This is a genomic window from Paraburkholderia sp. 32 (assembly GCF_050435345.1).
Classification (GTDB): domain Bacteria; phylum Pseudomonadota; class Gammaproteobacteria; order Burkholderiales; family Burkholderiaceae; genus Paraburkholderia; species Paraburkholderia tuberum.
In genome coordinates, this window is the sequence record NZ_JBNDKD010000003.1 from 3,226,085 (window position 1) to 3,240,803 (window position 14,719).

The 14,719-nt window shown below is 66.7% G+C and carries 9 protein-coding genes; 6 read left to right on the forward strand and 3 right to left on the reverse strand.

Annotation, left to right across the window (positions count from 1 at the left end):
• Positions 1 to 17: 17 nt before the first annotated feature.
• Complete coding sequence (locus OKW26_RS37775) at positions 18 to 4,355, forward strand: translocation/assembly module TamB domain-containing protein (protein WP_429356763.1); 4,338 nt, start codon at positions 18 to 20, stop codon at positions 4,353 to 4,355.
• A gap of 97 nt (positions 4,356 to 4,452) precedes the next feature.
• Here OKW26_RS37775 and metG read toward each other — a convergent pair whose 3' ends face one another.
• The gene (gene metG / locus OKW26_RS37780) at positions 4,453 to 6,585 is read right to left on the reverse strand and encodes a methionine--tRNA ligase (RefSeq protein WP_429335912.1); all 2,133 of its coding nucleotides are present in this window, start codon (positions 6,583 to 6,585) and stop codon (positions 4,453 to 4,455) included.
• A gap of 406 nt (positions 6,586 to 6,991) precedes the next feature.
• On the reverse strand, positions 6,992 to 7,645 hold the full coding sequence (locus OKW26_RS37785; protein ID WP_184059624.1) for an OmpA family protein: 654 nt from the start codon (positions 7,643 to 7,645) through the stop codon (positions 6,992 to 6,994).
• Positions 7,646 to 7,985: 340 nt separating this feature from the next.
• Between OKW26_RS37785 and apbC the strand changes: the two genes are divergently transcribed.
• From apbC to OKW26_RS37810, 5 genes are all read left to right on the forward strand, one after another.
• Positions 7,986 to 9,074 (forward strand): iron-sulfur cluster carrier protein ApbC, encoded by a 1,089-nt coding sequence (gene apbC, locus OKW26_RS37790; protein ID WP_090803450.1) that lies wholly within the window; start codon positions 7,986 to 7,988, stop codon positions 9,072 to 9,074.
• Positions 9,075 to 9,204: 130 nt separating this feature from the next.
• Positions 9,205 to 9,741 carry a superoxide dismutase family protein gene (locus tag OKW26_RS37795; protein WP_090803451.1) on the forward strand — a complete coding sequence of 179 codons (537 nt, stop codon included), beginning with the start codon at positions 9,205 to 9,207 and terminating at the stop codon, positions 9,739 to 9,741.
• Positions 9,742 to 9,946: 205 nt separating this feature from the next.
• Positions 9,947 to 10,516: a dCTP deaminase gene (gene dcd, locus OKW26_RS37800; protein ID WP_008924193.1), complete on the forward strand. Its 570-nt coding sequence runs from the start codon at positions 9,947 to 9,949 to the stop codon at positions 10,514 to 10,516.
• Positions 10,517 to 10,606: 90 nt separating this feature from the next.
• Complete coding sequence (locus tag OKW26_RS37805; protein WP_018419715.1) at positions 10,607 to 12,892, forward strand: arginine/lysine/ornithine decarboxylase; 2,286 nt, start codon at positions 10,607 to 10,609, stop codon at positions 12,890 to 12,892.
• 66 nt (positions 12,893 to 12,958) lie between these two features.
• A complete protein-coding gene (locus tag OKW26_RS37810; RefSeq protein WP_429356764.1) occupies positions 12,959 to 13,642 on the forward strand; it encodes a lysozyme inhibitor LprI family protein in 684 nt (227 codons plus the stop codon).
• A gap of 31 nt (positions 13,643 to 13,673) precedes the next feature.
• Here the strand turns inward: OKW26_RS37810 and OKW26_RS37815 are convergent, their stop codons facing one another.
• Positions 13,674 to 14,600 (reverse strand): bestrophin family protein, encoded by a 927-nt coding sequence (locus OKW26_RS37815; RefSeq protein WP_429356765.1) that lies wholly within the window; start codon positions 14,598 to 14,600, stop codon positions 13,674 to 13,676.
• Between the last annotated feature and the right edge of the window lie 119 nt (positions 14,601 to 14,719).

Below are 14,719 nucleotides of genomic sequence, written 5' to 3' on the forward strand. Positions count from 1 at the left end.
TGCCACCGTATTCACGCATGACCACCGACGTCACCGCCCCGCCCCCCGCGCAGCCGCCCGGCGCCATGCCGCCAGGACCGCCGGATGGGCAGCAGCCGCCCGACACGCCGCCGCCGAAGCGGCGCTGGGGCCGGCTGCTGCTGAAGTCGGTCGCGGGCACGGTGGTCATGCTGGTACTGCTCGCCGCACTCGCGGTCGGTCTGCTGTACGGGGCGCTGACGACCGAGCGCGGCACCGCGTACGCGTGGCACGCGGCCGTGAAGCTGCTCGGCGGCCGGCTCGCCGGCACGCTCGACGGCGGCACGCTCGCGCGCGGCGTGCAACTGCGCGACGTGCGCTGGCGCAGCCTCGACGGCAGCGGCACCGACATCGAGATCGACCGCATCGCGGGCAGCTGGGCGCTCGCGCGCGAGCCGTGGCGGTTCACGATCGACTACCTGCACGTCGGCACGATCGAGGCGCGCGTCGGCCCGTCGTCGTCGAGCACCAGCGAGCCGCTGAGCTTGCCGCAGGATCTGCAGCTACCGATGCAGCTGGAGATCCGCGACGTGCAGGTCGAGCGGCTGCTGCTGCACCAGGGCGCGTCCACGACGGAGCTGTCCAGCTTCGCGTTTCATGGGCGCAGCGACGGGCGTCATCACGAGGCCGCGATCGATCGGCTCGATACGCCGTTCGGGGCGCTGACGGCAGCGGCGAAACTCGATGGCGTGCGGCCGTTTCCGCTCACCGGCGAAGTCGGTTATGCGGGCAAGGTCAACAATGAAGCGGTGCAGGTGGCCGGCCACCTGAGCGGCACGCTCAAGCAGCTCGTCGCCGAGCTCGATGCGAGCGGCATGAAGCTCGCCGGCCACGCGCGGGTCGAAGCGGCGCCGTTCGCCGCGGTGCCGTTGCAGCGCGCGACGCTGAGCTTCGATCATGTGAATCCGCAGGCTTTCGCGCCGGGTGCGCCGCTGGCCGATCTGGCGGTGCGCGCGGAGCTGCAGCCGGTCGAGCAGGGCGCGGCGACCGCCCCTGGCACAGCCAGCGCGGCGAAACCGTCGGCCGCCAGCCATCCGCACCACATCTTCGGCGGCCACCACGCGCCGGCCAAACCGGCGGCGGGTTTCGCCGTCGCCGGCCATGTCTCGATCGTCAACGCGAAACCCGGCGCAATCGACCAGAAACTGCTGCCGCTGATCGATGCGAACGCCGACGTGCGCCTCGACGCCCACACGCAGAGCATCTCGAACCTGAACGTGCGGCTCGTGCGCAACGCGACGCTCACCGGCGGCGGCGCGCTGAGCGGCCGGCACGGCCGGCTCGATCTGAGCGTCGCGCGGCTCGACCTGAACGCGCTGCAGGCGACCGTGCGGCCGACGCAGCTGTCCGGCCCGATCGGCATCCGCCTGAACGACGACATCCAGACCCTGACGCTCGATCTCGCCGACCCCGCCGCCGCGCTGCGCGCCCAGGGCAAGATTACGTTCGACCCCGCACGCATCAGCTTCAACGACGTGCGCGTCACGTCGGGCCGTGGCCGCATCGATCTATCGGGCGCGCTGAAGCACGATGAGAACTCGACCTACAACCTGAAGGCGCAACTGACCGATTTCGATCCGCTGTCGCTGACCTCGCAGATGCCCGCCCGCACGCCTGTCACGACATCCGGCGCGTCCGCCGCGAGTGGCGCGCAACGCGAGCGGCAAGCGCAAGCCGCGGCGCTCGTGGGCAGCACCGCCGGCGCGAAGAGCGCGGCGCCCGGCGATCAGGCCGCCGCCATCGCGAAGAACACCGCGCAGGCCGCGGTGCAGACCGAAGTGCTCGAGCGCAGGACGCCACCGCCCGCGCATGGCGCGGGCCCTGCGCCACGCGCGGCCGCGCATGCAGGTCCGCCAGCGCGCAGGATCGAGGCGCGCGTGAACGCCACGGTCACGGCAGCAGGTGTGCTCGCGCCGGTCTTCACGACGCGCGCCGAATTCACGCTCGGTCCGAGCGTCTACAACGACCTGCCGCTCACGGGCGGCGGCATGATCCAGCTGGCCGGCTCGCGAATCCTGCCGAGCCACGCGAATCTTTCGGTGGCGGGCAACCGGGTGAATCTGCAAGGCAGCTTCGGCGCGGCCGGCGACCGGCTGCGCTTCGGCATCGACGCGCCGCAGCTCGATCGGCTCGGCTTCGGCCTCGCGGGCGCGGTCGCCGCGGACGGCGACGTTACCGGCTCGTTCGCGCATCCGAACGTCACGCTGAATTACAAGGCCGACAGCGTCGTGTTCGCGAGCAACCGCATCGGCCATGCGGAAGGCCACGCCGAGTTGCGCGACGGCGCGAACGGCGCGCTCGCGTTCACGACCGACGCGCGCAATGTCAACGCGGGCGGCGTCGACCTCGCCACGCTGACCGCCCGCCTGTCCGGCACACGCGCGAACCACACGCTCGAAGCCGCCGCGACCGGCAAGCTGCAGGACCGACCGCTCGATCTGACGCTCGCCGCCAACGGCAAGCTGACCGACACGCGCGACGGCTCGCGCTGGGACGGCACCGTCACGCGTCTGCAAAATCGCGGCACGCCGGCGCTCAATCTCGAATCGCCGCTCGCGCTCAGCGCCGGGCCGGGGCACCTCACGCTCGGCGCGACGCGCCTGACGATCGAAGGCTCGGTGCTGACCCTGAAGTCATTCGCGTTCGATCACGGCCGCGTCCAGTCGGCCGGCAGCCTGACCGATGTGTCGCTCGCGCACTTGCAGGAGCTGCGTCACCAGATCACCGGCGAGCCGCCCGCCGTGCGCACCGACCTCGTGTTCGACGGCGACTGGGACTTCTCGCTCGGCGCGACGGCGAGCGGCCACATCGAGCTGCGCCGGCGCAGCGGCGACGTGACGGTCGAGATCGGCCGCGGGCTCTCGTCGATGGGCATTGGCGACATCCGCGCGCGCGCCGAATTCACCGGCGGCAACCGGCTCAATGCGACCGTGCATGCGCAGGCGAGCCGCGTCGGCGTGATCGATGCCGACGCGCACACGCCGCTCGTGCTGCGCGACGGCATGTTGAGCGTCGATCCGCAAAGCGCGCTGTCGGGCAACGTGAACGCGAACGTGCCGTCGCTGCGCACGACGGGCGGCCTGCTCGGCCCCGGCTATCTGCTCGACGGCCATCTCGCGCTGAAGCTCGCGCTCGGCGGCACGGTCGCGAAACCGAACGTGACCGGCTCGCTGACCGGCGACGGTCTGTCCGCGACGGTCGTGAGCCAGGGCGTGCAACTGAAGGATGGGGTCGTGCGCATCGCGCTGTCGCAGAACATGGTGGACTTCCAGCAGGTCGAGTTCCACGGCGCGAGCGGCACGCTGCGCGCGACTGGGCACGTGCGTCTCGACAGCCCGGAGCCCGACATGACCGCGAGCATCGTCGCGGACAAGCTCGATGTGTTCGCGTCGCCGGACCGCCATCTGTCGCTGTCGGGCAGTGCGAACATCTCGAACGGCGGCGTGGAGCGCGGCCCCGTGATCGACGGCAAGTTCGTGGTCGACAGCGCGCGGTTCGATCTGCCCGAGCAGGCCGCGCCGAGCCTCGGCGACGACGTCGTGATCATCCGCCCGGACGGCACGCGCTCGGGCGGCCGGCCGCGTCCGAGCGAAGGCGGCCAGCCGCCGGCGAGCCCGTTCGCGCCACGCGCGAACATCGAGATCGGCCTCGGCAACGACTTCCGCTTCCGTGGGAAGGGCGCCGATCTCGGCCTCGCCGGCACGATCACCGCGACGAGCGCGCCGAATACGCCGCTGCGCGCGGTCGGCAACGTGCGCGTCACGCCGGGTTCGACCTACACCGAATTCGGCCGCAAGCTCGCGATCGAGAACGGCTTCTTCACGTTCAACGGGCCGGTCACGAATCCGGGCATCAACATTCTCGCGATGCGCCGCAACCAGCAGGTCGAGGCCGGCGTACAGGTAACGGGCACGCTGCAGGCGCCGGTCGCGCGGCTCGTGTCGGAGCCAAGCGTGCCGGACAACGAAAAACTGTCGTGGCTGCTGTTCGGCCACGGCACCGACCAGGGCAACAACCTCGGCCAGCAGAGCACGATGACGACCGCGCTCGCGCTGCTCGGCAGCGCGACGGGTCAGCGGATCGCGCAGACCGTCGGGCTCGACGAGTTTTCGATCGGCCGCAGCGACGTCGGCCTGACCGATCCGCAAGTCGTGATGGTGTCGAAGGCGATCAACGAGCGGCTCGTGATTGGCTACGAGCAGGGGTTGCAGTCGGCGAGCAATGCGATCAAGGCGACGATCAATCTGACGCGATACTGGTCGCTGGTCGTGTATGGCGGCACGTTCTATGGCGCCGACGTGCTGTACACGCGGCGCTTCGACCGGATCTCGTGGTGACGCGGGCAACATAAAAAAACGGCACGCCTGGAAGCGTGCCGTTTTCGTCATACCTGCCTGCGGCGAGGTGGGGCGAGGCGCCCAAAGGCGCCGCGCGTTACTTCACGCGCATGCCGGGCTTCGCGCCGCTATGCGGCTCGAGCACGTAGAGGCCCGGTTCGGCCTTCTCGTCCGCCGCCGATGCCGCCAGCACCATGCCCTCGGACATGCCGAACTTCATCTTGCGCGGCGCCAGGTTCGCGACCATCACGGTCAGCTTGCCGATCAGCTGCTCCGGCTGATACGCGGACTTGATGCCCGAGAACACGTTGCGGGTCTTCTCTTCGCCGACGTCGAGCGTCAGTTGCAGCAGCTTGTCCGAGCCTTCCACCGCCTTGCAGTCGACGATCTTCGCGATGCGCAGATCGACCTTCGCGAAGTCGTCGATCGTGATGATGCCGGCCTCTTCTTCCTTCGCGGCGACGGCCTTGGCGTGGGCCTTCGCCTTGGCCTTCGCGTCGGCCGGCGCCGCTTCCGGCGTGGCCTGCAGCGAGTCGCGATTGGCCGCGAGCAGCGCCTCGATCTGCTTCGGATCGACGCGCGTCATCAGATGCTTGTACGCGTTGATCGGGCGCGCCGAGCTGAGCGGCACGGTGGCGTCGGCCCACACGAGCGGCTCGATGCCGAGGAAAGCCTCGACCGCTTCGGCGAGCTTCGGCAGCACCGGCTTCAGGGCCAGCGACAGCAGACGGAACGCCTCGATGCTGACGCTGCAGGTCTCGTGCAGCGCGACCGCATTGGCCGGGTCTTTCGCCTGATCCCAAGGCTTGGCGGTATCGACGTAGGCGTTGACCGAGTCGGCGAGCTCCATGGTCTGACGCAGCGCGCGGCTGTACTCGCGCGCCTCGTAGTGCGCGGCGATCTGCGGCAGCGCCGCGCGCAGCGTGCCGAGCAGCGGATGATGCATCGCGCTGTCCTGCACGCGGCCGTCGAAGCGCTTGATCAGGAAGCCGGCCGCGCGGCTCGCGATGTTCACGTACTTGCCGACCAGATCGCTGTTCACGCGCGCCTGGAAGTCGTCGAGATTCAGGTCGAGGTCTTCCATCGTGCTGTTCAGCTTGGCCGCGAAGTAGTAGCGCAGCCATTCCGGATTCAGGCCGGTGTCGATCACGCTTTGCGCGGTGATGAAGGTGCCGCGCGACTTCGACATCTTCGCGCCGTCGACCGTCAAAAAGCCGTGCGCGAACACGTTGGTCGGCGTGCGATGGCCCGAGAACTCGAGCATCGCGGGCCAGAACAGCGTGTGGAAATACAGGATGTCCTTGCCGATGAAGTGGTACTGCTCGGCCGTCGAGCCCTTGCGGACCCACGCGTCGAAGTCGAGGCCGCGCTTTTCGGCGAGGTTCCTGAAGCTTGCGTAGTAGCCGACCGGCGCGTCGAGCCACACGTAGAAATACTTACCGGGCGCGCCCGGAATCTCGAAGCCGAAGTACGGCGCGTCGCGCGAGATGTCCCAGTCGGCGAGCTTGGCTTCGCCGGCGTCGCCGAGCCATTCGCGCATCTTGTTGGTCGCTTCCGGCTGCGCGAGGCCGCCGACCCAGGCGCGCAGGAAGTTCTCGCAGCGCGGATCGGACAGGCGGAAGAAGTAGTGCGTCGAGGTCTTGCGAATCGGCGTCGCGCCCGAGACGACCGAGTACGGATTGACGAGCTCGGTGGGCTGGTAGGTCGAGCCGCAGACTTCGCAGCTGTCGCCGTATTGGTCTTTGGCGCCGCATTTGGGGCACTCGCCCTTGATGAAGCGGTCCGGCAGGAACATTTCCTTGACCGGGTCGTACGCCTGTTCGATCTCGCGCGCGTCGATCAGCCCCGCTTCCTTCAGCGCGAGGTAGACGTTTTCGCTGAGCACGCGGTTTTCGTCGGAGTCGGTCGAGTAGTAGTTGTCGAACGAAATGCCGAAGCTGTCGAAGTCGCGCTTGTGTTCCAGCCAGACGCGATCGATCAGCTGTTTCGGCGTCAGACCTTCCTGTTCCGCGCGCAGCATCACCGGCGTGCCGTGCGTGTCGTCTGCGCCGACGTAGTAGACCTCGTGGCCGTGCATTCGCAGCGCCCGGACCCAGATGTCCGTCTGGATATATTCGACCAGATGGCCGATATGAATCTGCCCGTTCGCATAAGGAAGGGCCGACGTGACGAGAATCTGACGGCGGCCGGGCGGCGCGCCTGCTGGGAGGTCGGTGGCGGGTGCTGACATAAGGATCGGGGGTGCCTGCGGTGGGACGAAACGGTGATTTTAGCAGGGCGCACGCCGCACGCGGACCGGGCGCGGCGGGCTGGACGCGCGGAACAGAGGGGGATGGGGGCGGGCGCTGCGGTTGGGGGACCGCCAGGAACGATGCCTGGCGAAGCGGGGTGCAAAACCGCGCGGGCAAAAAAAAACCGGGGTCGATAAACCCCGGAGCAACAACGACAAGAGGAGAATGGTGACGTGATGGCTTCGCCAGCCACGTACCGTAAAGACAGACCGCGGATTTTCCGCAGAGTTCGAAATTTTTTCGATCCGTCGACAAACCGTTCCGGCGGCTCGTCCCGCCCGCAAGCCGGGCGCGTGCGGCTGAAGCCCGGCCGGCCCGGCGGCGCCTTCTCCTTGAGACTTGCCCTTATTGGGTCGCGTGCTGGGCCGTGGCGCGCAGATAGATCTCGACGCGACGGTTGGCCGCACGGCCGGCTTCGGTGTTGTTGTCGGCGATCGGCTGGTTCGGGCCCATGCCGGTGGCCGACAGGCGCTGCGGCGCGATCCCGCGTTGCGCCAGATAGCCGGTCACGCTCTGCGCGCGATTGACCGACAGCGTCTCGTTGTATTGCAGCGAGCCGGTGCTGTCCGTATGGCCGACGACCGACGCGACGACTTCCGGATTCTGCTGCAGCGTCTGTGCGAGCTGGTCGAGTACCGGTGCGAACGACGGCTTGATCGCGTAGCTGCTGGTGTCGAACGTGACCGAACTCGGGATGTTCAGCTTGAGCGATCCGTCAGGTTGCTCGGTGATCTGCGTGCCGGTGCCCTTGGTCGCGCCCGACATGCGGTTGCGGATGTTGTCCCAGTTGTAGCCGGTGACGCCGCCCACCGCGGCGCCGGTGGCCGCGCCGATCGCCGCGCCCTTGCCGCCGCCGAAGATCGCGCCGATCGCCGCGCCGGCACCAGCGCCCACGCCGGTGCCGACTGCTGTATTGGTGCCCTGTTGGGTTGCGCAGCCTGCCACCAGCGAGCCGGCCACGGCGAATACGGCCACGCGAGTCATGATTCTTGCATTCATTTTGGTTTCCTTTCGAGTGCGAATGAGCTAGCGGGTAGCGGTCAGTCTATGCAGCGAACATTACGGCAATGCACCGACCACTCAGAAAGTTCGGGAACGATTCCTGCGCCTTGCTTCGCGCGGTCCTACAGCGAAGAAGGGTCTTCGGGCACCGTGTGCCGTCAGACACTACAATAGTGCCTGAAACACACAGTGATGCGACCCTACGGCGTCCCGCGTGCCCCGAAGGGTGCCCGGCACGTTCGATTTTCGCAATGCCGCATAACAATTTCTTGCAAATTCCGCCGCGTGGCCGATCGGTCCATCTCGCCGCGCCGCACCTCTTCCCCACGGAGTTTCAATGAGTATCGATCGGGCTTTGGTCGACGCCGCCGTCGCGGCCGTCACTGACCCCAACACGGGCGCGCCGTACGCGGCCGCGAAGAGCATCCGCAACGTGGTTGTGGAGGGCGACGCGGTCAACCTTCAGGTGACGCTCGGCTACCCGGCGAAAAGCCAGTTCGACGCGATCCGCCAGCGCTTCGCCGACGCGTTGCGCGCGGTGCCCGGCGTCGCGAACGTGCGCGTCGAGGTTTCGCAACAGATTGCCGCACACACCGTGCAGCGCGGCGTGAAACTGCTGCCCGGCGTGAAGAACATCGTCGCGGTTGCCTCGGGCAAGGGCGGCGTCGGCAAGAGCACGACCGCCGTGAATCTCGCGCTCGCGCTCGCGAGCGAGGGCGCGGCGGTCGGCATTCTCGACGCCGACATCTACGGCCCGTCGCTGCCCACCATGCTCGGCATCGAGGGTCGCCCCGAATCGCCCGACGACAAATCGATGAACCCGATGACCGGCCACGGCGTGCAGGCCAGCTCGATAGGTTTCCTGATCGAGGCGGACAACCCGATGGTGTGGCGCGGCCCGATGGCGACCTCGGCGCTCGAACAGCTGCTGCGCCAGACCAACTGGCACGAACTCGACTATCTGATCGTCGACATGCCGCCGGGCACCGGCGACATCCAGCTGACGCTCGCGCAGCGCGTGCCGGTTACGGGCGCCGTGATCGTCACGACGCCGCAGGACATTGCGCTGCTCGACGCGAAGAAGGGCCTCAAGATGTTCGAAAAGGTCGGTATCCCGATTCTCGGCATCGTCGAGAACATGGGCCTGCACATCTGTTCGAATTGCGGGCACGAGGAGCACATCTTCGGCGCCGGCGGCGGCGAGCGCATGGGCAAGGAGTATGGCGTCGAGGTGCTCGGCAGCCTGCCGCTCGACATCACGATCCGCGAGCAGGCCGACTCGGGCCGTCCGACGGTCGTCGCGGACCCGAACGGGCGCATTGCGGAGCTCTATCGCTCGATCGCGCGCAAGGTCGCGGTGCATATCGCCGAACGCGCGCGCGACATGAGCTCGAAGTTTCCGAACATCGTCGTGCAGAACACCTGAGCGGCCGTTCGGGCGAGGGATTAGGGGTGATCTCGATCCCTATTTTCACGAACTCTCGCGGTATCATGTCGACTTCACGAGTTCGGCTCGGCGGCCGCAGGGGCCGCCGCCAGGCCGACAAGAGGATCGCATGGGAAAACGAATCGACGGGCACGCGGTACATGCGTTCATCGTCCTGACTGCCGGCTGTGTGCTGTTGAGCGGCTGTGGCGTATTCCTGAGACCACAGGAAAAGCGCGCCGACGCGCAACTGCTGCCCACCGTGGGCAATCAGGCGCACGGTCTCGTGACCTTTATCGAGCGCTCGGACGGCGTCCAGGTCACCTACAATCTCACGGGCTTGCCGCCCAATAGCGACCACGCGCTGCAGGTGCACGAGCGCGGCGACTGCAACGCCGCCGACGGCTCCAGCGCCGGTCCGGTGTTTTCGCCGGCGGCCGAACGGCTCAAGGCCGGCGCGCGCGTCGAGGGCGATCTCGGCAACATCCATGCGGACGCGAACGGCGTGGCCACCGGCTTCATCGTCGCGCCGGACGTGTCGCTCGACGGCATCCGCTCGGTGCTGCAGCGCGCGGTACTGCTCCACCGCGATGCGACCGATCCCTACGCTTACCCTCAGCATGGCGCGGGCGCGGCGATCGCCTGCGGCGTGATTCGCCAGCAGTGAAGCGCGAGCGCGCTTTCGCCGCGCCCGCCCCGCAACGGCGTCGTGCCAGTCGGCGGACCCCCTTCATCGGGCGCGCCTCGCGCCATCTGCGGCAGCGTCTCCGTGATCGCGTAAAATAAGCGGCCTTTGCCGGCTGGGCGCCGCCGCCGGCCGTTTTCATCTATCTTTCGTCACACCTGATATTCACGTCGAGCAGCTCTCACCTATGACCATCAAATCTGACAAGTGGATCCGGCGCATGGCCGAGTCGCACAAGATGATCGAGCCGTTTGCGCCCGATCAGGTTCGCGTCTCCGAAGATGGCCGGAAGATTGTCAGCTACGGCACTTCGAGCTACGGCTACGACATCCGCTGCGCCGACGAATTCAAGATCTTCACCAACATCAACTCGACGATCGTCGATCCGAAGAACTTCGACGAGAAGTCGTTTGTCGATTTCAAGGGCGACGTCTGCATCATCCCGCCGAACTCGTTCGCGCTCGCGCGCACGGTCGAGTATTTCCGTATTCCGCGCAGCGTGCTGACCGTGTGCCTCGGCAAATCGACCTACGCGCGCTGCGGGATCATCGTTAACGTGACGCCGTTCGAGCCGGAATGGGAAGGCCACGTCACGCTCGAATTCTCGAATACGACACCTTTGCCTGCGAAAATTTACGCGAACGAAGGCGTCGCCCAGGTGCTGTTTTTCGAAAGCGACGAGATTTGTGAAACGTCGTACGCGGATCGCGGCGGCAAGTATCAAGGTCAGCACGGCGTCACATTGCCGAAAACGTGACGCCGGCAGCGTCTTGACCCACCAGTTATTCGGGTGACCGCTGCGCTTTTTACGTCACGCAGCGGTCGTTTTCTTTTTGGAGAATCGCCCATGAAGTTCCGTTTCCCCGTCGTCATCATCGACGAAGATTTCCGCTCCGAGAACATCTCGGGTTCCGGCATCCGGGCTTTGGCCGAAGCCATCGAGAAAGAAGGCGCGGAAGTGCTCGGGTTGACGAGCTACGGCGATCTGACCTCGTTCGCGCAGCAGTCGAGCCGCGCGTCGTGCTTCATCCTGTCGATCGACGACGACGAGCTGCTGCCGTACGTCGATAACGTGGTCGTCGAAGGCGAGACGCCCGAGCTTGCCGCCGCGATCGTCGCGCTGCGCGCGTTCGTGACCGAAGTGCGCCGCCGCAACGCCGATATTCCGATCTTCCTGTACGGCGAAACGCGCACTTCGCGCCATCTGCCGAACGACATCCTGCGCGAGCTGCACGGCTTCATCCATATGTTCGAGGACACGCCGGAGTTCGTCGCGCGCCATATCATCCGTGAGGCGAAGGTGTATCTCGACTCGCTGGCGCCGCCGTTCTTCAAGGAACTGGTGCAGTACGCGGAAGAAGGTTCGTACTCGTGGCACTGCCCGGGTCACTCGGGCGGCGTCGCGTTCCTGAAGAGCCCGCTCGGCCAGATGTTCCACCAGTTCTTCGGCGAGAACATGCTGCGCGCCGACGTCTGCAACGCGGTCGACGAACTGGGCCAGCTGCTCGACCATACCGGTCCGGTCGCGGCCTCGGAGCGCAACGCCGCGCGCATCTTCAGCGCCGACCACGTGTTCTTCGTGACCAACGGCACCTCCACCTCGAACAAGATCGTCTGGCACGGCACGGTGGCGCCGGGCGACATCGTGCTGGTCGACCGCAACTGCCACAAGTCGATCCTGCACGCGATCACGATGACCGGCGCGATCCCGGTGTTCCTGACGCCGACCCGCAACAACTTCGGCATCATCGGCCCGATTCCGCGCAGCGAGTTCGAACCGGAGAACATCCGCAAGAAGATCGAGGCGAACCCGTTCGCGCGCGAAGCGCTCGCGAAGAACCCGAACCTGAAGCCGCGCATTCTGACGATCACGCAAAGCACCTACGACGGCGTGATCTACAACGTCGAGATGATCAAGGAGATGTTGGGCGAATGGCTCGACACGCTGCACTTCGACGAAGCGTGGCTGCCGCACGCCGAATTCCACGAGTTCTATCAGGACATGCACGCCATCGGCGCGGGCCGTCCGCGCATCGGCGCGATGGTGTACGCAACGCACTCCACGCACAAACTGCTCGCCGGCATCTCGCAGGCGTCGCAGATCGTCGTGCAGGATTCGAAGAACAGCCGCTTCGACAAGCATCGCTTCAACGAGGCGTATCTGATGCATACGTCGACGAGCCCGCAGTACGCGATCATCGCGTCGTGCGACGTGGCCGCGGCGATGATGGAAGCGCCGGGCGGCACCGCGCTCGTCGAGGAGTCGATCGCTGAAGCGCTCGACTTCCGCCGCGCGATGACCAAGGTCGACACCGAATACGGCGACGACTGGTTCTTCAAGGTGTGGGGCCCGGACCAGTTCGCCGAGGAAGGCATCGGCTCGCGCGACGACTGGATGCTGCGCCCCAACGACGCGTGGCACGGCTTTGGCCCGCTCGCCGAAGGCTTCAACATGCTCGACCCGATCAAGGCGACGATCGTCACGCCGGGTCTCGACATGGACGGCGGCTTCGGCGAAACCGGTATTCCGGCCGCGATCGTCACGAAGTACCTGGCCGAGCACGGCATCATCGTCGAGAAGACGGGCCTGTACTCGTTCTTCATCATGTTTACGATCGGCATCACGAAGGGCCGCTGGAACTCGATGGTGACCGAGCTGCAGCAGTTCAAGGACGATTACGACAACAACCAGCCGCTGTGGCGTGTGCTGCCCGAGTTCGTGCAGCATCATCCGATGTACGAGCGTGTCGGCCTGCGCGACCTGTGCCAGCAGATCCACAGCGTGTATCGCGCGAACGACATCGCGCGTCTGACGACCGAGATGTACCTGTCGAGCATGGAGCCGGCGATGAAGCCCTCCGACGCGTTCGCGAAGCTCGCGCACCGCGAGATCGATCGGGTACCGATCGACGAGCTCGAAGGCCGTGTCACGTCGATCCTGTTGACGCCGTATCCGCCGGGCATTCCGCTGCTGATTCCGGGCGAGCGTTTCAACAGGACCATCGTCAACTATCTGCGCTTCGCGCGCGAGTTCAACGAGCGCTTCCCGGGCTTCCATACGGATATCCACGGGCTCGTCGGCGAAATGGTCAACGGGCGCATCGAATACTTCGTCGATTGCGTGCGCATCTGACGATGGGGTGGGTGACGTTTCTGCCGGGCCTCGCGGCGATCGGCCGCTGGCGGCGCGGGGCCCGGCGTGCTGGCCTTCGCGCTGGCGGCCGGCACGGTGGGGTTCGGCGGCATCGCGAGTCCGGCGGCGCATGCCGAGGTGGCCGCCGCCGATCCGATCGACGCGTCGATGCGCGCATGTCTCGCGCGCGCCGACATGTCGACGACGATGGGGCAGGTGCAGTGCATGGACGCTGCGCGCATCGGCTGGAAGGTCGCGGTCGACAACGCGTACCAGCAGTTGCTCGCGAAGCTGCCGCCCGCGCGGCGCAGGCTGTGGGAAAGGAGCCAGTCGAGCTGGCTCGCGTCGCGCGATGCCGAGAAGCAGTTGCTTGCCGCGGTCTTCGCCACGACCCAAGGTTCGATGTACGTGCTTTCCGAAGCCGACATGCAGCTGCAGCCGGTGCGCGACCGCGCGCTCGCGCTGCGCAGCGCGCTCGCCGATTCGAACGGTCCGGCGCCGCGCCGGCCGCGCGCCTGCAACGCCGACGCGCGTTGCGAACACGCGATGTTCGATCTGAAGCGCTACTATCGTGTGCTCGAATCGAAGATGCCGGCGCAATCGCGGCCGACGCTCGTGCACGCGCAACGCGCGTGGAGCGCGTATCTGACGGCGTCGACGCGGCTCGTCGACGAGCACGGGCGTATCGACATCATCGGCGCGCGCGTCGCGACGATCAAACGGCTCTCCGAAACGGCCGGCAACCACTGACGGTCGCCGACCGGCGCGGCCCACCGCGCATTCAATCCCATCGATAACGGTCTTCGCGCGGCTGCGGCGGCGCGAGCGCCGGCTCGCCGAGCAGATCGCGCATCGCATCCTCGATCATCGCGGACATCGTGTTGAGCGCGAGGTCATTGTCGTCGGTGCCGAACGGTTCTTCGAGCTGCGACGCGATCGCTTCGTGCGCCATGAACGTGTACGCGACGAACACCGCGAACACCGGCGTGAAAATGCCGATGCTATTGACGAGTCCGAATGGCAGCGACGCGCAGAAGAAGTACACGGTGCGGTGGATCATCACCGAATACGCGAACGGCAGTGGCGTCGACGCGATGCGCTCGCACCCGCCGATCACATCCGACAGCCCGCTCAGATTGCGATCGAACGCGAGCACCGCCATCGGATCGAGCGCCCCCGCGCGTGCCGCGCGCTGCACCCATTCGCCGAGGCACAGCAACAGGGCGGCTGGCTTGTAGCGCGATCCAATCACACGTTCAAACAGTGCGCGGGGCAGCCGCGCGGCAAGGTCGTCGCGCGGTTCGGTCTTGCGCAACTGATGACGCAGCGCATGCGGGAGCGCGCTCAGCATCGCCAGAAACGCGGCGGCTTCTTCTTTGGGCAACTCGCGCGACGGCAGCGTCAGCGCCTCGCGCGTCAGCGAGCGCGACTCATTGAGCAACTGCCCCCACAGCTTGCGCGCCTCCCACCAGCGGTCGTAGCTCGCGTTGTTGCGAAAGCCGAGAAACACCGCGAGCGCAATGCCGACCAGCGAGAACGGCGCGATCGAGTTCAGGTTCAGGCTGACGGGCAGCAGATGATCGTGTGCGGCGAGCGCAATGATCGAGATGAAGAAGATCAGCAGGAGCCGCGGCAGCAACTGCGGCAGCACCGAGCCGCGCCACGCGAGCAGCATGTGAAACCAGTGGAGATGCGGGCGGATGATCATGGCAAAGCGGTTCGGCCAGGAGATAGAGCGCCTATTATCGGTCGCTTTTCGCGTCCCCAAACAGGAAAACCCGCGGCGGGCGCATCGAAGACGATGCACACGCCGCGGGTTCGTTCACC